Here is an 18194-nt window from a genome sequence, read left to right on the forward strand (position 1 = left end):
GATTGGGTAGCGCCCTGAAACGGGTGATGCGGCTTTGCCGGGTCACCCGTTTTTTTGTGTCAGATATAGCGCTTGACGACGACATTGGCGTTATTTTTCTAACGCTCGCTCGTGGCCTACGACATGCCCAGCACCTCGTATGTAGTCAACCTTTGTCGTCGCACCAATCTCGGGCGCACTTTTAAAAAGTGCCAGGTCATGCCGTACGATGCTCGCTTTTTCTCTTTGATTATCCTGTAACTGATACACATGCTTTTTATCGGTGTGCAATATAGTCCCTTCAAACGACTTGGAACTCGCTGACTTCGCAGGCCGTTCCGCTGCTGTAAGGTCGTATGAACCTTCTGGTAAATTTTTACTTGGACCAGCAGATCGTGATGTCCAGGCACCATCGACAACCTTGTCCAGCACTCTCTTTCCGTTAGCGACTACTAATACTTCGTGCCCTTCGGGCTTCAGAGATCTGTCCACGAGCACAATTTCGGGAATGCTTTTGCCTGAAAATTTCAGCATGATCGTAGCGTCGCCCGGCTCTAGTGGTAAACGTCCTGTTGGCTCGGCTCGCTCGATAATAGCGCGTTCCTCGACCGATCGATAAAACCACTTGTGCTGTGTGGAATCATGTATAACGCTTTTCTCTGGCTCGGGCGGGACTTGAATTTTAACAATGGCATCATGACCGATCGTCTTGTTAAGATAATCCGCCATCAAATTGAAATTGCGCGCTGGCAATCCGTTGAGCAAATACCCCCCACCAATATCACTATGCGCCCCTGCGGTGGTTACGCCAAGGAAGCGACCATCTTCTGATTTTCCTTGTGCAATGATGGTAGTCGAAGGAAACTTGGTACGGTACTCATCACCTGCGGTAATCTGAATGCCCGAAACGACTGACGGTGGAGGGCGCCTGTCATTACGTGAGGGAGTACCGGTCGCAACAGGGTCATATAAGCCAAGGGCCTGCGGGGTCGTTCCCGGAGCACGCAATACCTGTTTTTCATTCTCTACAGACCGGATATCGCGCTCGTGGAGAAGCCTGGAAAAACCGGCGGCCTGTCCCCCCCTGGCTGAACCCTACTGATAACACCTTAATATTGACATCAGGATCTTCTTCCAGCCAAATAGCTGTACGTTCTGCAAGCTTCTGATACATAAAGTCAATACGCTCTTGGTATGTGCGACCCATGGCACCATCGAGCACCCCCTTTACCCCACCCCGAGTACTTGGCCCCTCTTTGTAAAAACCACTGATGGTGGGGTCGTCTCGTTCATTCTCCTCGATTTGTTCTTTCAACAAGCCGACATTGGAAGCATGTAGCGGGTCTTTGACAACATCATTTTCCATGCCATCAAACAGCGCGACAAACAGCCGCGAATGCGGGTCTGCACGTGTGTCGTGAAGCTGCGGCGATTCAAATTGACTTACTTCTTTAGGAGCTTTGTCATAGCTTGCCAATTTTTCTGCCGAAGCTACGGCTACATCCACGCCATAGATTGAACCCTTTTTTATGACTGACCCTTAAAGAGTTTTTGAATAGGCGCGGGTAAAGTGGGTGCTGCGATCGCGCCCCGTGTCAGTCGGATCAGCGCGCACCAGTTGCAAACTGACTTTCATATAGACACTAACTGTGCGGTCATTGACTTCGACAATGATCGTAGGCTCACCACCCGAAATGGGTTTGGCTTTATAAATGCGGGCCGAGTCGGCGGTATGAAGCACCACCCTATCCTTGAATACCTCATCCAGGTCGATAGTATGAGTCAGATGTGTTCCGTCACGTGCATTCCATTCCATCTCGACCGGTCCTGCAAAAGTAGGATAAGAGCCCGATAAAAAACCCGGCACTCTTTTCTCATCAGACGGTAGTTTCTCGCGCCCTGGAGTATCGAAGCATAATTCATGCGAAGAGCCCGCATATACCAGCTCCAAGTTTGTGATCCCTCCATAGCACAATATTCCAAAATCATGCGTGCTGAATTTCAAAACTTTATTCATGTCCATTGCCCTAACCTCTAAGTTTGTAAGTGAAAAAATTGCCAAAAAAAGCGCTGACAAAATCCGTATTGCATATCGAAGATTGATAATAAAACGGTTCGCTTTGTGATACTGATTTTTTTGCAATTTCATGGATACAGAAAGGAATTTCTGTCAACACTGGTCCGTGCTGTTTGCCGCATCTTCGTTGGTGACATTTTGGCTTTACTCTGCCAAATAGCATCATATTCACTAGCAGAAATAGCATTGGCAAGGGCAGCCATTTCCAGATCTCGCATAGCAGTCGGGTAATTTTTCAAAAACTTCTTTCGTCTTTTAATAGTATTTCTCATCTTGCGAGCGCTAATTCCAAGATATTTCATTGGAGCTGGCTGGGAGCACGGCAAAAGCCAAACTAACTTACTTCATTGCCCGCTTTTTCGTAGCTCGTAAATTTTCTGCTAAACCAATCGCTACATCCATGCCATCGATTGCCCCCTTCTTCATGACCGATCTTCAAAGAGTTTTTGAGTAGGCACGGGTAAAATAAATGCTGTGATCGCGCCCCGTATCAGTCGGATCAGCGCGCACCAATATCAAACCGACTTCCATATAGACATTAACCGTACGGTCATTGACCTCAACAACGATCGTGGGCTGGCCACTTGAAATCGGATTGTCTTTATAAACAAGCGCCGGGTCAGCAGTGTGGAGCACTATTCTGTCCTTGAAAACCTCATCCAAGTCTATGGTATGAGTCAAATTTTTTCCGTCACGCGCATTCCATTCCATCTCTACCGGTCCTGCAAACGCGTGATAAGAGCCCGATAAAAAACCCGGCCCTCGTTTCTCATCGGATGGCAGTTTCTCGCGCCCCGGAGACTTAGTACATAATTTATGCGGAGAGCCTGCATACACTAATTTTAGATTGGTAATACCCCCATAACACAATATGCCAAAATCATGCGTGCTGAACTTCAAACCTTTATTCATGCCTATTGTCCCACTATGTATGTTTGTCATTGAAAGAATTGCCAAAAGAATCGCTGATATGATGTGCATTAAATATCGAGAATAATTGCCCTTTTCTTAACCATATCAATTTTTTTAGCTTGGCCCGAAATCTTAAGTTTGTTCCGACCGGTACAACTCAGCAAGAAGCGTTGACTTCTCTACTTCACGCGATGACACTCACAACAATTTTCTCACATGTCGAACCTGTTTCGGAAAATCACAACAAGCGTGCACGGATGGCGCTTTCGCGCTGTCTTCAGTTATCTTGCCGTTTGTAGCAAGCGTTAAAGGCTTCGGAGATAAGATGGTTTGGCATGCAAAAACCAGTCCGAGGATTGGACTGCCAACATTCAACATCGTGAATGAAATGTGCAAGCCAGGGGAAGGAGCAAGAATGGAACGGTACCTTGTCAGCCGACTGTCGTGCAGCAGCGCTGCATTGACTTGCCATTCGCGACGACGGCCGCGCGCCGATTGAGGCTGCCCTGCGCCTGCGGGATCGCTATAGCCAACATCGGCCGAGGATGGTCAAGCAACGCGAGAGGCGGCCCGATTTCAAGAAACTGAAGAATGTGCCGGTACCCTTACACGCCACGATTGCAGTTCAACACATGCTTACCCCACTTCAGTACTCATCAGCGCGATGAAGACCCCAGCCTGCCCTGCTTCAGGCGCCATCCACGCCCCTTCCAAGACATTGCCGCACCGCTACCGAACACCATGGCTTTTCGATAACGACTAACATCTTTATCAACGTCGTGACCGCTACCGGCACCCTGCCACCACATCCAAGGAGCAAGCATGCATTCGGAAGACAAGAAGGTCGAGAACCAGACCACGCAAGACATGGCGCCATCGCGCCGCCGGTTCGTCGGCACCGTGGCCGCCGGCGTTGCCGCTTCGGCCGCCGCCGTGCCAGCCCTGGCCCAGCAAGCCGCGGGCGGCAACCAGCCAGCCGCCGGCGCCGCGCGCGAAGCGGCCAAGCGCTATCCGCGCCCGCCGTTCCCGAATCAGGATCAGCCATGGCCAGCACTAGCCAGCAAGATGACACCGCGCCCTGACCATGGCGAAACCACCTATCGCGGCAGTGGCCGCCTGGCCGGCCGCAAGGCACTGATCACGGGCGGCGACTCGGGCATCGGCCGCGCCGCCGCGATCGCGTACGCGCGCGAAGGCGCGGACGTGGCGATCGGCTACCTGCCAGCCGAAGAGCCGGATGCACGTGAAGTGATGCAATTGATCCGCGATGCCGGCCGCAAGGCCGTAGCTGTACCGGGCGATATTCGCGATGAAGCGTTCTGCAAGAAGATGGTGGAAACGGCCGTGCGCGAACTCGGTGGCCTGGACATCCTGGTCAACAATGCCGCGCGCCAGCAGAACCACGATTCGATCCTCGACATCACCAGCGAACAGTTCGACTGGACGATCAAGACCAATGTGTATGCGGTGTTCTGGATCACCAAGGCAGCGATTCCGCACATGAAGCCAGGCAGCGTGATCATCAACACGTCGTCGCAGACGGCCTACGATCCGCCGGAAAAACTGCTCGACTATGCGTCGACCAAGGCGTTCGAAGTGGCATTCACCAAGTCGCTGGCCAAGCAGATGGCCTCAAAAGGGATTCGGGTCAATGCGGTGGCGCCGGGGCCAGTGTGGACACCGCTGCAACTGGCGGGCGGCAATTCACCGGAGGGCCGTGCAAAGTTCGGGGAAGACACGCCGATGAAGCGTCCAGGCCAGCCAGCCGAACTGGCGGCGACCTACGTCACGCTGGCGTCGGATGAATCGAGCTACACCACCGGCCATGTATATGGCGTGGCAGGTGGCGGCGGGCAGCCGTAAGCAGTCAACAGTATGTCCGCCCGGTCTTGCCGGGTGGACTAGTCAACCTGCGTGCTCAGCGGCGACGCAGCAGACGCACCAGCAACGCCGCGAACGGGCGGGTCGGGATCCGGCGGCCCAGCGGTCCGGCGTTGCTGCAGCGTGAGGTGACGGTCATGATTGTTCTCCAAAGTATTGCTTTGCAGATTAACCATTGCCATCCAGCTCTTCTGTACGCTGGTTCGCATAGTCTTACCTGCTGGCATCAAGTCGCTTCATGGCCGTGCGATTACGCAACACTCACATTGTTTCCAGCACCGTCATTGCGCGTTTGAGCTTGTCTGTATGGGCTGTGATGCCATCGCAGGTCATCACCAGCTCGTGTGTAGCGCGGGTCATGGCCACATACAGCAGGCGCGCCTCGTCTTCGACGACATCCTCATCCTTGAACTCTGCGCCAAGGCCAGGAATGCCTACCAGTGAAAACTCCAGCCCCTTGCTGCTGTGCATGGTGATCAGCTTGACGCTGTCGTGTACCGGCGAATATGCCGCACCTTTTACCTGCGGCCACTGAAACGGAATGTCGCGGCGCTTCAGCACCTCGGCCAGTACTTTAGCGACGCCATAACGCCGATAGATCAGCGCCATCTCGCCCCATGGCGTGCCGGTCTTGCTGGCCGCAGCGAGTTTATCGGCCAGAAATTCAGCTTCTTTCTGCAGACTCGGCAGTTGCACCAGAATCGGCTTCGGACCATGCCGGCCCGTGCTCATCGGCTGGACCGTCGGCGCTTCGTCGTCCTCGGTATTGTGGGCGGTGAGCAGCTCGGCGGCAAAGGCGCGCGCCACCGCCAGGATTTCGGCGGTGTTCCGATAATTGAGTTTCAGGATGGTGGTGCGCCCTGCTGCCTGCACGCCGACACTCGAGAACGAGAATTTCAGCTTCTTTGCCGTGTGATAAATCGACTGCGCATCGTCGTACAAGACCAGCAGCGACTTGGTTTCAGGATTGACCATCTGAACGATCAGCTTGAACCAGGCCGGTTTGAAGTCATGTCCCTCGTCGATCAGTACGGCGTCGTACTGCCCCCGGGGAATCAGATCGCTGTCCACGCCCCGGATCACGCTATCGATGCACGCCTCGAAATAAGCATCCAGATCGGCTGTCTTGGCGGGCTTGTCGACGTGATAGGTGTCAAGTTGACGCATGCACCATGCGTGGAAATTGATGGCCACGATTTTATCGCCCAGCCCCTTTTGCTCGATCATGGCGGCCAGCTTGGCTGCCAGGGTCTTGTTGTAGCAAAGGATCGCAATCGGCCGCTGGCTCAGCTTTGCGAGATGCTCGGCGCGATAACCCAGGATCAGCGTTTTGCCCGAACCCGCCACGCCGTGAATCACGCGATGCCCTTCACCCAGACTGCGCGCCAGCTGCTCTTGCTGCAGGTCCATGACACGGATGAGGTCAGGGATTTCCGTACTAATCTGGCCATGTTCTTCGCACTGATCGGCCTGAACGCCAATACGCACTTCAGGAAACATATGCCAGCGCACACGGTCAATTTGCGGCAATGACGGCTTCATCTTGAACTTGATGGGGAACATCCCCCATAACCGCGCCTGAAACGCTTCGTCGTCCACACTCTCCGTCATCTCGTCCTGACAAATAACGAGGTGCGCCGGAAGAACCTCGCCCAACGCGCCATCGTCAAATTGCTTGCGCGTGATATTGCTCAGCACGACCCCACAACCATAGGGAAAGAAAAACTTCCCTTTCAAGCTACCCGATGGCCAGATCAGCATCGGATCGCCCTCGAGTTTGTTGGTGACGGCATACAGATACTGGCGCGCCTGCTCCAGTGGATTCAAGACCTGCTTGGTACCGGCATCGGTCACGATCACGGCGTGCTGCTTGTCGATACTGACCAGGGTGCCGAGACGCCAGTCCTTTACTTCCAGCACCAGCAAGCCTCGTGCAGGATGAAACACGATGAAGTCGGGATGCTGATTGCGCGCGCCGATGCTCACGTCATACCAGCACAGGTAGTCATCTTCGAGTTTGTCTTCGAGGCGCACAGCGAAGCGCCGTTCACCAGAGGTCATGCGCGCCGTGCTGGCACTGAGTGATGGGATGAGAATTGCCATTAACGTATTCCTGTCGATCCATCAATGTAGCCGATCAGTGCAAGGGAAACCGGTAAAAATAGTATTTCTGTAATGCATTAGTATTGTTTGTTGCATTTTGCCGTCGCCAGAGAATGCACCCGGCCCGAAGCGCTGGCGCGCGCGCCCCAATCCAATAGCGTCCTACCATGGCGTGACAGGGCGACGGTTGGTCCAGATCGGGTTGGCCGCGGGCACTGTTCACAACGTTACATGGAGGAACATATGGGCTACGCAGATCGCGACAAATATGGCATGTACAAGGACAGCTCCATCGCAGGTCCGGGACCATCGCTGATGGGGGCTGACACTTTGATTGGCGAAAATGTTGTCAATGCCAACGAAGAAGACCTTGGTGAGATCAAGGAAATCATGCTCGACATGCAGACCGGTCAGGTTGCTTACGCCGTGCTGGCCTTCGGCGGCTTTTTGGGCATGGGCGAGAAACTGTTCGCCGTGCCATGGCAGGCGCTGCACCTCGACACGGTCAACAAGCGTTTCGTGCTGGGCGTCGAAAAAGATCGCCTGAAATCCGCGCCGGGTTTCGACAAGGACGCGTGGCCCGACATGGCCGACACCACCTGGGCCGGCGACGTCCACGATTTCTATGGCACCGACCCGCAACGTTCGGGCGCACCGTCCATGGGACCTGGCGTCCCGACGGCTGGCATGGGCGGCGCGGGCACCGGCAGCAGCACCTACGCCGGCGGCGCAATGGGCTCGAACATGGGTTCGAGCATGGGCGCAGGCTCGGCGGGTTCGGCCAGCGTGGCCGGATCGGGCAGCAGCATGAGCGACTCGTCGCTCAATCAGGGCTCGGGCGCGAGTCTGGATCCACGCGCCGGCAACCTGGGCGACGACGACGATCTGAGCCGGATCCGGGGCAGCAATATCGGCTGATTGAACGGCGACTTTCCAATGGCTGGCGGCGCCGCCGTCAGCCATGCACCGTCATTACCGCTGCATCGACTCCCACACCTTCTGCAAACGCTTGGCCGACACCGGCATCGGTGTTCTCAACTCCTGCGCGAACAGCGACACCCGCAGTTCTTCGAGCATCCAGCGGAACTCGATCATGCGCGGATCGTTGTTCTTCGACCCCATGTTCTTGAGCGTGCGCTGGAACTGCGCCGCCGCCGACTGCCACTCCGCCATCAATTGCGCATCGCGCGTCGGATTGCCGCGCAGCTTCTCCAGCCGCACGTTGATCCCCTTCAGATAGCGCGGGAAGTGCGCCAGCTGGCTGTACTCGTTGTCCGCGATGAAGCGCTTGTGCACGAGCGCCTGCAACTGGCCCATGATGTCCGCCGACACCGCCTGCGGCAGCGTTTGCACCCGCTTGGGCATGCCGTGGAATTCGGCCAGCACCTGGCCCGCCAGGCGCGCCACCTCGTTGATCAAGAGGCCAATGCGGCCCTTGCCCTGGTCACGGCGCGCGTTGAACTGCGCTGCATTGAGTGGCAGCGGATCCTGCAGGCAGGCGATGTCGATCGCCTTGGCCACGATCTGGTCACGCAGGTCTTCCTGCGAACCCAGGCTCATGAACTGCATGCCCATGCCCTGCAGGCCGGGGATATTCTTCTCGGCGAACTTGAGCTGCTCCTTGAACTGCAGCGCGAACAGGCGGCGCAGGCCCACGCGGTGCGTGCGCGCCGCCACGTTCGGGTCATCAAATACTTCCAGATCGCAGTGCGTGATCTTGTCCACCAGCGCCGGGAAGCCGATCAGCGTCAGCTTGCCCTGGTTGATCTCCAAAAGCTCCGGCAGGTCACCAAACGTCCACGCGGTCAGGCCCGTGTGCTGGCTGCTGGTCGATGCCCCTTTGGCCGAGGCCACCGCCGGCGCGGCCGGCTGGGCGCCCTTGCCCTTGGCCGCCGGCGCCGCGGCGGGTGCAGCAGCAGCGCCAGCAGCTGCGCCGGAACCGACTGCACCAGGCCGCGCCAGCCGCGCGAGCGAGCTGCTCGATGCCGGCGCCGACTCGGCCATCTTCTGGAAACTCTCGCGCGCCTGCCCGCCCAGTTCGGCCTGCAGCGTGGCCAGGTTGCGGCCCATGTCCAGCTGGCGACTGTGCTCGTCGATCACCTTGAAGTTCATGAACATGTGCGCCGGCAGCGTTTCGATCTTGAAGTCGGCCGTCAGCACCAGCGTGCCGGTCTGCGCGCGCACGTCCGCGATCAGCACGTCGATCAGGTCGCCCCGTCCGAACGTGCCGGCCGCGTGGATGCGCTCGACGAACTTGGCCGCGTAATCCGGCAGCGGCACGCAGTGGCGGCGCAGCTTTTGCGGCAGTGACTTAAGCAGCAGGTGCACCTTTTCCTTGATCATCCCTGGCACTAGCCACGCCGCGCGCTCCTGCGGAATCTGGTTCAGCGCGAACAGCGGCACGGCGAGCGTGACGCCATCGCGCACGCTGCCCGGCTCGAAGTGGTACGACAGCCCCATCTCGATGCCGGTGACGGTCATCGTCTTCGGGAACAACTCGGTGGTGATGCCAGCCGCTTCGTGCCGCATCAGTTCTTCGCGGTTCAGGTACAGCAGCTTCGGATTCTCGCGCGCGACGTCCTTGTACCACTTCTCGAAACCGGCACCATTGACGATGTCGCGCGGGATCTCGCTGTCGTAGAAGGCTGCGATCAGCTGGTCGTCCACCAGCACGTCCTGGCGGCGCGACTTGTGCTCGAGGTTCTCGATGTCCTTCACCAGCTTGTGGTTGTGGATGTAAAACGGCAGGCGCGTTTCATAGTCGCCCGCAACCAGCGCGTCGCGGATGAAGATCTCGCGCGCTTCGGTTGGATTGCGCTGGCCGTAATTGATGCGGCGCGCGCCGTAGATGACGATGCCGTGCAGCGTCGCGCGTTCGAGCGCCGTGACCTGTGCCTGCTTCTTCTCCCAGCGCGGCTCGCCCCACGATTTTTTCAGCAGGTGCGCGCCGACCTTCTCGACCCACTCCGGCTGGATCTGCGCGATCGTGCGCGCATACAGGCGCGTGGTCTCGACCAGTTCGGCCGCCATGATCCAGCGCCCTGCCTTCTTGCCCAGCGTCGAGCCGGGCCAGATGTGGAACTTGATGCCGCGCGCGCCCAGGTAGATGCCGGCTTGCTCGTCCTCGGCCTTGAAGCCGATATTGCCCAGCAAACCGGTGAGCAGCGAGATGTGCAGCTGTTCGTACGTCGCCGGCGACTCGTTCAGGCGCCAGCCCTGCTCGCGCACGATGGTCAAAAGCTGTGAATGCACATCGCGCCACTCGCGCAGGCGCACCTGCGACAGGAAGTTGGCGCGGCAGTTTTCCTGCAACTGGCGATTGGTTTTCTTGTGCTCGATCGCGTCTTCGAACCAGGCCCAGATCTTCAGGTAGCTGAGGAATTCCGAGCGCTCGTCGGCGAATTTCTTGTGCTTCTCGTCGGCCTGCTGCTGGTACTCGATGGGGCGGTCGCGCGGATCCTGCGTGGACAGGGCCGAGGCCACGATCAGCATCTCGGTCAGGCAGCCGTTGTCGAGCGCCGCGAGGATCATGCGGCCCACGCGCGGGTCGAGCGGCAGCTTGGCCAGCTTGCGGCCCAGCGGCGTGAGTTCATTGGTGTCGTCGACCGCGCCAACCTCTTGCAGCAGCTGGTAGCCGTCGGCGATCGCGCGGCCCTGCGGCGCCTCGATGAACGGGAACGTCTCCACGTCCGTCAGGCGCAGCGCCTTCATGCGCAGGATGACGGCGGCCAGCGACGAGCGCAGGATTTCGGGTTCGGTAAACTTGGGGCGCTTGAGGAAATCGTCTTCTTCGAACAGGCGGATGCAGACGCCATCGGCCACGCGGCCGCAACGGCCGGCGCGCTGATTGGCGGCCGACTGCGCGATCGGCTCGACCTGCAACTGCTCGACCTTGTTCCTGAAGCTGTAACGCTTCACGCGCGCCAGGCCGGTGTCGACCACGTAGCGGATGCCCGGCACGGTCAGCGACGTCTCAGCCACGTTGGTCGACAACACGATGCGGCGCGCATTCGTCGTGCGGAACACGCGATCCTGTTCTTCGACCGACAGGCGCGCGAACAGCGGCAGGATCTCGACATGCGGCGGATGGTGCTTGCGCAGCGCCTCGGCGCAATCGCGGATTTCGCGCTCGCCCGGCAAGAACACGAGCACGTCGCCCTGCCCCAAACGGCACACTTCATCGACGCCATCGACCACGGCATCCATCAGGTCGCGTTTGTCGCGCGCGGCTTGCGCTCTCGGCGCGAGGTTCGGTGCAGCATCGGAGGCCTGCGCAGGCTTGGGCGTATTGACGCCCGCGACCGGATCACGATCGACCGCGCGATAACGCACCTCCACCGCGTACAGGCGGCCCGACACCTCGATCACCGGCGCCGGTTTCAGGTCCGCCCCATCGCCCTTGCCGAAGTGGCGCGCGAAGCGCTCGGCGTCGATCGTCGCCGACGTGATGATGATCTTCAAGTCCGGCCGGCGCGGCATCAGCTGCTTCAGATAGCCGAGCAAAAAGTCGATGTTCAGGCTGCGCTCGTGCGCCTCGTCGATGATGATCGTGTCGTAGTTGCGCAGCAGCGGATCGGTCTGCGTTTCGGCCAGCAGGATACCGTCGGTCATCAGCTTGACCGACGCGCCCTTTTGCAGCGTGTCGTTGAAGCGCACCTTGAAGCCCACGTGCTCGCCCAGCGGCGTGCCCAGCTCCTGCGCGATGCGCTTGGCGGTGGACGACGCGGCGATCCGGCGCGGCTGCGTGTGGCCGATCAGGCCCTTACTGCCGCGGCCCAGTTCCAGGCAGATCTTCGGCAGCTGGGTGGTCTTGCCCGAACCGGTTTCGCCCGAGACGATGACGACCTGGTTCTCCTGGATCGCCTTGGCGATTTCGGCGCGCCGGCCCGAGACCGGCAAGTCTTCGGGGAAGGTAATCGGCGGCAGCGGATTGCGCTCGCGGGGAACATCCTCGCGGGGCGGGCGCTCCTGGCGTGGCTGCCCCTCGCCACGCGCGCGGCGTGGACGTGGCTGGGCAGGTGCAGGGGCCGCAGTGGCGTTGGAGGTGGCGTCTACGGCGCGCGCCGGTCGTTGCGAAGGCTTGTTACTCTGTTCAGACATTGATTTTTACAAGGTTTTGGTGCGCACATCGCGCAGCGAATTATAATGCGGCAAATGGAAACTCCTACCCAATTCGTCCAGTGGCTGCGCTCGGTCGCGCCGTACATTCACGCATTCGGCGGCAAGACCTTCGTGGTCGCCTTCCCCGGCGAGCTCGTTGCTGCCGGCGCGCTACCGGTACTGGCGCAGGACTTGTCACTCCTGGTTGGCCTGGGCATCCGGATCGTGCTGGTGCACGGCTCGCGTCCACAGGTGGCCGAACAGCTCGATCTGCGTAACGTCGAGGGGCGCTTTCACAACGGCGTGCGCGTCACCGACACTGCCGCCCTCGAATGCGCGAAAGAAGCCGCCGGCGAACTGCGCCTCGATATCGAAGCCGCCTTCAGCCAGGGCCTGCCCAACACGCCGATGTCCAACGCCCAGATCAGCATCGTCTCGGGCAACTTCGTCGTCGCCCGCCCGCTTGGCGTGATCGACGGCGTCGACTTCGAACTCACGGGCGTCACGCGCAAGATCGCCGCCGAAAAAATCCACCCGATCCTGCAGACCGAAGACAACCTGGTGCTGCTCTCGCCGCTGGGTTTCTCGCCCACCGGTGAAATCTTCAACCTCACGCTGGAAGACGTCGCCGCATCGGCCGCCATTGCGCTGCACGCCGACAAGCTGATCTTCATTACCGAAACGCCGATGATCGTCGACGCGGCCGGCACCGAGATCCGCGAGCTGTCGTCGCACATGGCCGAAGCCGTGCTGCAGGCGGGCTTCCTGTCCGACTCGGCCGCGTTCTACATGCAGCACGCGATCAAGGCCTGCAATGCCGGTGTCGATCGCGCCCACATCATTCCATTCGAGATGGACGGCTCGGCGCTGCTCGAGGTCTTCACGCACGATGGCGTGGGTACCATGATCAGCCACGAGAACCTCGAAAGCCTGCGTCAGGCCACAATTGAGGACGTTGGCGGAATTATCAAGCTCATCGAGCCACTCGAAGCCGACGGCACGCTGGTGTATCGCGGCCGCGAGCTGATCGAACGCGAGATCGACCAGTTCTCGGTGATTGACCACGATGGCGTGATCTTCGGCTGCGCCGCGCTGTATCCGTTCCCCGAATCGAAGATGGGCGAGATGGCCTGCCTGACCGTGAGCCAGGATGCGCAGACGCAGGGCGACGGTGAGCGCATCCTCAAGCACATGGAAAACCGCGCCCGCGCGGCCGGCCTGACCAAGCTGTTCGTGCTGACCACGCGCACGTCGCACTGGTTCAAGAAGCGCGGCTTCGTGCCGGCCACGGTGGACGACCTGCCGAAAGACAGGCAGCACATGTACAACTGGCAGCGCCGCTCACAGGTCTTGATCAAGACTTTATAATACGCGTCTTACATGACCGAATCACCGAACGAATAACAGGAGTACTCGATGGCCCGCACCGTCCACTGCATCAAACTGAACAAGGAAGCCGAAGGCCTGGATTACCCACCGGTCCCTGGCGAAATGGGCAAGAAGCTGTACCTGCAGGTGTCGAAAGAAGCCTGGCAGGCATGGCTCAAGCACCAGACCATGCTGATCAACGAAAACCGCCTGAACCTGGCCGACGACCGCGCGCGCAAATACCTGGCGACGCAGCTGGAGAAGCACTTCTTCGGCGAAGGCGCCGATCAGGCAATGGGCTACGTGCCGCCACCGGTGTAAGCACGCCGCGCTGTGCGCATAAAAAAAATCCCGCTCGGGGCACTGGCCGCGAGCGGGATTTTTTACGCCTGGTGTCTTACATCCGTTTGCACTGGCGCAGCTCGCAGCGCGCCATGAACACCTGGCCATTCTGGCACTGCATCCGGTAGACCTCGATCGGCCCCGGCTCGGTCACCAGCCCCGCGCCCTGCATGCTGGTGCAGGCCTGCGCCTTAGCCAGCTTCTCGACCGTGTGCGACGATTCGCCGACCTTGAACGGCGTGCGCTGGATCGCAGTCACGTCGGTCGATGCAACTGGCGCGGCAACGGCAGGCTCGGACAGATCGATCGAACTGCCAAAGACTGAACACCCTGCCAGCAAGGCAGCGAGCGAAGAAGCGGACAGCAGCAGCGCACGATTCATGGTCGGGTTCCGGTTACAGCGACAGGGTCTTGACGCCGTCCGCCGTGCCGAGCAGGCAGACATCGGCGCCGGCTTTGGCGAACAGGCCAACGGCGATCACGCCGACGATCTGGTTGATTTTTTCTTCCAGCGCCACCGGATCGGTAATCTTCAGGCCCGCCACATCGATCAGTTCACCGCCGTTGTCGGTGATGAACGCCTGATCGGTCCCCGGCTTGAGGCGCAGCTTCGGCTGGCCACCCAGCGCCGCCAGCTGGCGCATCACCGAAGCGCGCGCCATCGGGATCACTTCGACCGGCAGCGCGAATGCGCCCAGTGTCTCGACCAGCTTGGAACCGTCGGCGATGCAGACAAATTTCTTTGCCACCGACGCGACGATCTTTTCGCGCGTGAGCGCCGCGCCACCGCCCTTGATCATCGCGCCCTGCGCGTTGATTTCGTCGGCGCCGTCGATGTAGACGGCCATCGATTCGACGTCGTTCAGGTCGAACACGGGGATGCCGTGGCCGCGCAGGCGGCTTGCCGTGGCTTCGGACGACGCGACGGTGCCCTTGATGCGGTCCTTGATCTTTGCCAGTTCGTCGATGAAGAAGTTGGCGGTCGAGCCGGTGCCCACACCGATGATTTCACCTTCGACCACGTAATCGATGGCGGCGCGCGCTACGGCTTGTTTCAGTTCGTCTTGAGTCATGATGCTTCGGTAAAAAGGAAATACGCCATTCTAGCGGATCGGCGCCGCCCTTTTTCCAAAATTGGCGGGCCTTCGGCGCCGATTTCAGGCCTGCCAATGCGCCATGCATTGCCATTCGCGCACGGGTGCATCAAACTCGGCCTTTATTTGGTATTTATCTGGCATACATACAATGAACATCTTCACCAGGAAGCGCGTTGTCATCGCCGTTGCCGTCCTCGCCGCCGCCGCCGTCGCCGTTGCCGTCGTCAAGCGCAAGGACGACACCGTACCACCATCGAAATACCGCAGCACCGTCGTCGACCGCGGCGCCATCAACCAGACCGTGACCGCCACCGGCACCATTAATCCGGTCGCGCTGATCAATGTCGGCTCGCAGGTGTCGGGCACCGTGGCCGAACTGAACGCCGACTTCAACGACCGCGTGAAAAAAGGCCAGGTGCTGCTCAAGCTCGAGCCGACCATCTTCAACGCGCAGGTGCGCCAGGCCGAAGCGAACATCGCGTCGGCGCGCGCCAGCCTGCGCCTGGCCCAGGCCACGTTCGAGCGCAACGAGCAGCTGGTGGCGCAGAACTTCCTGTCCGGCCTCGCGCTCGACCAGTCCAAGCGCGAGATGCAGGTCGCGCAGGCGAATCTGACGCTGGCACAGGCGCAGCACGACCGCGCCAGGGCGGACCTGAACAACAGCGTGATTCGCTCGCCGATCGACGGCGTCGTGATCAAGCGCACGATCGACCTGGGCCAGACCGTGGCGGCGTCGTTCAACACGCCGAACCTGTTCCAGATCGCGCAAGACCTGACCAAGATGCAGATCGATACCAGCGTGTCCGAAGCCGACGTCGGCCAGCTCAAGGACGGCCTGCCGGCGCGCTTCGTCGTCGATGCCTATCCCGACCGCGAATTTGCCGCCACGATGCGCCAGTTCCGCCTCGCGCCGAACGTCGTGCAGAACGTCGTCACGTACAACGTGGTGCTCGACGTCGACAACGTCGACGAACTGCTCAAGCCCGGCATGACGGCGCAGGTGCGGCTGGTGGTGGCGAATCGTCCGGACGTGCTGCGCATCCCGACCACTGCGCTGCGCTTCCGCCTGTCGGAAGAAGAGCAGGAGGCCGAGCGCAAGCGCAACAAGGACGCCAAACCGGGCGCTGTCGCTGCTCCCCCGCCACCGGTGCCGGTCAAGGACGACGACATCGCGTTTCGCAACGCGAGCGACACCACGCGCATCTTCAAGATTTACAAGCTGGACGCAATGAACCACCCGCAACCGGTCGATATCCGCGCCGGCCTGTCGAACTTCCGCTATACCGAAGTCGTCTCGGGCGACATCACGCCGGGCGACCGCGTCGTCACCCGCTCACTGGCCACGCCGGAGAATCCATGACAGGGCCGCTGATCGACATCCGCGGCGTGGTGAAGACTTACCTGAGCGGCGCGGTTGAAACCCCGGTGCTGCATGGTGTCGACCTGCGCGTGGAGCACGGCGACTTCGTCTCGGTCATGGGCCAGTCGGGTTCTGGCAAATCGACACTGATGAACATCCTCGGTTGCCTCGACCAGGCGACCGGCGGCACCTACCTGCTCAATGGCGTCGACACGCGCACGCTGGGCCGCGCCGAACTGGCCGACATCCGCAACCGCACGATCGGCTTCGTATTCCAGAGCTTTAATCTCATCAAGCGCATGAGCGTGGCGGAGAACGTCGCCCTGCCCCTGATCTATGGTGGCATGGGCCGCGCGAAGGCGCAGGCGCGCGCGGTACAGGAACTCGAGCGCGTGGGCCTGGGCGAATTTGCCAGACGCACCCCGAGCCAGCTGTCGGGCGGCCAGCAGCAGCGTGTGGCGATCGCACGCGCGCTGGTGACCGATCCGCCGCTGCTGCTGGCCGATGAACCCACCGGTAACCTCGACACCCACACGAGCGACGATATCATGACCAGCTTCGGCACCCTGAACCGCGAGCGCGGCATCACGATCGTGCTGGTGACGCACGAACCCGATGTCGCCGCTTACAGCCGGCGCCTGGTGCGCCTGAAGGATGGCCGCGTGCTGTACGACGGCCCGGCAGCCGAAGGCCTGCAACTGGCGAACAGCCAGGCGGGAGTCGCGCGATGAACCTGGTCCAGGTCCTGATCGAGTCGTTCCGTTCAATGGCGGCCAACCGGCTGCGCACTGCCCTGACGATGCTGGGCATCGTGATCGGCATCGCATCGGTCGTGCTGCTGCTGGCACTGGGCGACAGCATGCAGCGCTTCATCGGCAAGCAGTTGCAGATGCTGGGCACGAACATGGTCTACGTGATGCCGGGGGGCGACCGCACGGCCGCCCAGCGCGCCCGCGAAGGCAAGGTCGCGGTGCTCACGCTGGACGATGCCGAAGCACTCAACGCGCTGCCCAGCCTGACCGGCGCCGCGCCGGCGCTGCAGGGCAGCTTCAAGGTCACGGCCGGCAACGAGAACGCCAGCAGCATGGTCATCGGCGTGACGCCGGCGATGTTCACGATCCGTAACTGGAAGGTCGACCAGGGCACACTGTTCAGCGAAAGCGACGTGCGCGCCAGCGCGCGCCTGGTGGTGATCGGCCAGAAGGTGGCGGACCAGTTCTTTTACCGCGCCGACCCACTCGGAAAGCTCCTGCGCATCGAGAACGTCGCGTTCCAGGTGGTGGGCGTGCTGGCCGGCGAAGGCCGCCAGACCGACGGCACCGACCTGGCCGAACAGATCCTGGTGCCGATCACGGCGGCCAGCGCCAACCTGGTCAAGTCGCCGTTTCCGCAGAATGTCCACTACATCAATGCGCAGGGCCGGCCCGGGGTGGCGATGACGGATGCGATCGAGGACATCAAGGAAGTCATCCGCAGCCGGCACCGGATCCGCGTCGACGATCCCGACGACTTCCGGGTACAGAACCTCAATACCATCGCCGAGACGGCCAACAAGATCACGGCCGGCGTGGCGCTGCTGCTTGGTCTGATCGGCGCGATCTCGCTGCTGGTTGGCGGCATCGGCATCATGAACATCATGCTGGTGTCGGTGACCGAGCGCACGCGCGAGATCGGCATCCGCATGGCCATCGGCGCGCGGCCCAACGACGTGCTGATGCAGTTCCTGGCCGAGGCGGTGGTGATCTGCCTGGCCGGTGGCCTGGTCGGCATTGCCATTGCCGCCGGCGGCGCGGCGCTGATCACGAAGTTTGCCGATTTTGAGGTCTATCTCACCATCAGCGCGGTGATGGTGGCGTGCGGGTTTGCCACGGCGGTGGGCGTGTTCTTCGGCTTTTATCCGGCCCGGCGCGCCTCGCGTCTGCTGCCGGTGGATTGCCTGCGCTATGAATGACATCCTCCCGGAACAACAGGAGTC

At 60.3% G+C, this 18194-nt stretch carries 16 protein-coding genes; 7 read left to right on the top strand and 9 right to left on the bottom strand.

Annotation, left to right across the window (positions count from 1 at the left end):
• Positions 1 to 90: 90 nt before the first annotated feature.
• The 5 genes from NX775_RS06425 to NX775_RS06440 all read right to left on the bottom strand — a co-directional run bounded on the left by NX775_RS06425 (position 91) and on the right by NX775_RS06440 (position 2968).
• Positions 91 to 987: a KfrB domain-containing protein gene (locus NX775_RS06425; RefSeq protein ID WP_258835241.1), complete on the bottom strand. Its 897-nt coding sequence runs from the start codon at positions 985 to 987 to the stop codon at positions 91 to 93.
• A 10-nt stretch (positions 988 to 997) separates the two neighbouring features.
• Positions 998 to 1486: a hypothetical protein gene (locus NX775_RS06430; protein ID WP_258835242.1), complete on the bottom strand. Its 489-nt coding sequence runs from the start codon at positions 1484 to 1486 to the stop codon at positions 998 to 1000.
• 33 nt (positions 1487 to 1519) lie between these two features.
• Positions 1520 to 2128 (bottom strand): hypothetical protein, encoded by a 609-nt coding sequence (locus tag NX775_RS06435; protein WP_258835243.1) that lies wholly within the window; start codon positions 2126 to 2128, stop codon positions 1520 to 1522.
• On the bottom strand, positions 2125 to 2358 hold the full coding sequence (locus tag NX775_RS24150; RefSeq protein WP_370660562.1) for a TrbM/KikA/MpfK family conjugal transfer protein: 234 nt from the start codon (positions 2356 to 2358) through the stop codon (positions 2125 to 2127). The genes NX775_RS06435 and NX775_RS24150 overlap by 4 nt, the downstream gene beginning before the upstream one ends.
• Positions 2359 to 2491: 133 nt before the next feature.
• Positions 2492 to 2968, bottom strand: coding sequence for a hypothetical protein (locus tag NX775_RS06440; protein WP_258835244.1), 477 nt, complete (start codon positions 2966 to 2968; stop codon positions 2492 to 2494).
• A gap of 822 nt (positions 2969 to 3790) precedes the next feature.
• On the opposite strand from NX775_RS06440, the gene NX775_RS06445 reads away from it, so the two are divergent.
• A complete protein-coding gene (locus NX775_RS06445) occupies positions 3791 to 4831 on the top strand; it encodes an SDR family oxidoreductase (protein ID WP_183555629.1) in 1041 nt (346 codons plus the stop codon).
• A 279-nt stretch (positions 4832 to 5110) separates the two neighbouring features.
• Here NX775_RS06445 and NX775_RS06450 read toward each other — a convergent pair whose 3' ends face one another.
• Positions 5111 to 6952, bottom strand: coding sequence for a DEAD/DEAH box helicase (locus NX775_RS06450; RefSeq protein WP_258835245.1), 1842 nt, complete (start codon positions 6950 to 6952; stop codon positions 5111 to 5113).
• Positions 6953 to 7195: 243 nt separating this feature from the next.
• On the opposite strand from NX775_RS06450, the gene NX775_RS06455 reads away from it, so the two are divergent.
• On the top strand, positions 7196 to 7870 hold the full coding sequence (locus NX775_RS06455) for a PRC-barrel domain-containing protein (protein ID WP_258835246.1): 675 nt from the start codon (positions 7196 to 7198) through the stop codon (positions 7868 to 7870).
• Positions 7871 to 7924: 54 nt separating this feature from the next.
• On the opposite strand, the gene hrpA is transcribed toward NX775_RS06455, so the two are convergent.
• Positions 7925 to 12052: an ATP-dependent RNA helicase HrpA gene (gene hrpA / locus NX775_RS06460; protein WP_258835247.1), complete on the bottom strand. Its 4128-nt coding sequence runs from the start codon at positions 12050 to 12052 to the stop codon at positions 7925 to 7927.
• 54 nt (positions 12053 to 12106) lie between these two features.
• On the opposite strand from hrpA, the gene argA reads away from it, so the two are divergent.
• Both argA and NX775_RS06470 read left to right on the top strand, forming a co-directional pair.
• Positions 12107 to 13420: an amino-acid N-acetyltransferase gene (gene argA, locus NX775_RS06465; RefSeq protein WP_258835248.1), complete on the top strand. Its 1314-nt coding sequence runs from the start codon at positions 12107 to 12109 to the stop codon at positions 13418 to 13420.
• Between the two features lie 48 nt (positions 13421 to 13468).
• On the top strand, positions 13469 to 13741 hold the full coding sequence (locus tag NX775_RS06470) for an oxidative damage protection protein (protein WP_183555634.1): 273 nt from the start codon (positions 13469 to 13471) through the stop codon (positions 13739 to 13741).
• Positions 13742 to 13817: 76 nt separating this feature from the next.
• Here NX775_RS06470 and NX775_RS06475 read toward each other — a convergent pair whose 3' ends face one another.
• Positions 13818 to 14144 (bottom strand): hypothetical protein, encoded by a 327-nt coding sequence (locus NX775_RS06475; protein WP_258835249.1) that lies wholly within the window; start codon positions 14142 to 14144, stop codon positions 13818 to 13820.
• A gap of 13 nt (positions 14145 to 14157) precedes the next feature.
• Positions 14158 to 14835 carry a ribose-5-phosphate isomerase RpiA gene (gene rpiA / locus NX775_RS06480; protein ID WP_258835250.1) on the bottom strand — a complete coding sequence of 226 codons (678 nt, stop codon included), beginning with the start codon at positions 14833 to 14835 and terminating at the stop codon, positions 14158 to 14160.
• Between the two features lie 172 nt (positions 14836 to 15007).
• On the opposite strand from rpiA, the gene NX775_RS06485 reads away from it, so the two are divergent.
• From NX775_RS06485 to NX775_RS06495, 3 genes are read left to right on the top strand one after another with little or no spacing between them, the layout of a single operon-like run.
• On the top strand, positions 15008 to 16219 hold the full coding sequence (locus NX775_RS06485; RefSeq protein WP_258835251.1) for an efflux RND transporter periplasmic adaptor subunit: 1212 nt from the start codon (positions 15008 to 15010) through the stop codon (positions 16217 to 16219).
• Positions 16216 to 16950, top strand: a complete 735-nt coding sequence (locus NX775_RS06490; protein WP_258835252.1) for an ABC transporter ATP-binding protein — start codon at positions 16216 to 16218, stop codon at positions 16948 to 16950. The genes NX775_RS06485 and NX775_RS06490 overlap by 4 nt, the downstream gene beginning before the upstream one ends.
• Positions 16947 to 18170 (top strand): ABC transporter permease, encoded by a 1224-nt coding sequence (locus tag NX775_RS06495; protein WP_258835253.1) that lies wholly within the window; start codon positions 16947 to 16949, stop codon positions 18168 to 18170. Before NX775_RS06490 ends, NX775_RS06495 begins: the two co-directional genes overlap by 4 nt.
• Positions 18171 to 18194 lie beyond the last annotated feature (24 nt).

It is taken from the genome of Massilia aurea, assembly GCF_024753205.1.
GTDB lineage: Bacteria > Pseudomonadota > Gammaproteobacteria > Burkholderiales > Burkholderiaceae_D > Telluria > Telluria aurea.

Excerpts from the sequence above, each read along its gene's own strand:
- NX775_RS06485 (WP_258835251.1), top strand. The coding sequence starts at position 15,008 with ATGAACATCTTCACCAGGAAGCGCGTTGTCATCGCCGTTGCCGTCCTC.
- NX775_RS06445 (WP_183555629.1), top strand. The coding sequence starts at position 3,791 with ATGCATTCGGAAGACAAGAAGGTCGAGAACCAGACCACGCAAGACATG.
- NX775_RS06470 (WP_183555634.1), top strand. The coding sequence starts at position 13,469 with ATGGCCCGCACCGTCCACTGCATCAAACTGAACAAGGAAGCCGAAGGC.
- NX775_RS06490 (WP_258835252.1), top strand. The coding sequence starts at position 16,216 with ATGACAGGGCCGCTGATCGACATCCGCGGCGTGGTGAAGACTTACCTG.
- NX775_RS06455 (WP_258835246.1), top strand. The coding sequence starts at position 7,196 with ATGGGCTACGCAGATCGCGACAAATATGGCATGTACAAGGACAGCTCC.
- hrpA (WP_258835247.1), bottom strand. The coding sequence starts at position 12,052 with ATGTCTGAACAGAGTAACAAGCCTTCGCAACGACCGGCGCGCGCCGTA.
- argA (WP_258835248.1), top strand. The coding sequence starts at position 12,107 with ATGGAAACTCCTACCCAATTCGTCCAGTGGCTGCGCTCGGTCGCGCCG.
- NX775_RS06495 (WP_258835253.1), top strand. The coding sequence starts at position 16,947 with ATGAACCTGGTCCAGGTCCTGATCGAGTCGTTCCGTTCAATGGCGGCC.
- NX775_RS06435 (WP_258835243.1), bottom strand. The coding sequence starts at position 2,128 with ATGAAATTGCAAAAAAATCAGTATCACAAAGCGAACCGTTTTATTATC.
- NX775_RS24150 (WP_370660562.1), bottom strand. The coding sequence starts at position 2,358 with ATGAAATATCTTGGAATTAGCGCTCGCAAGATGAGAAATACTATTAAA.
- NX775_RS06440 (WP_258835244.1), bottom strand. The coding sequence starts at position 2,968 with ATGAATAAAGGTTTGAAGTTCAGCACGCATGATTTTGGCATATTGTGT.
- rpiA (WP_258835250.1), bottom strand. The coding sequence starts at position 14,835 with ATGACTCAAGACGAACTGAAACAAGCCGTAGCGCGCGCCGCCATCGAT.
- NX775_RS06450 (WP_258835245.1), bottom strand. The coding sequence starts at position 6,952 with ATGGCAATTCTCATCCCATCACTCAGTGCCAGCACGGCGCGCATGACC.
- NX775_RS06475 (WP_258835249.1), bottom strand. The coding sequence starts at position 14,144 with ATGAATCGTGCGCTGCTGCTGTCCGCTTCTTCGCTCGCTGCCTTGCTG.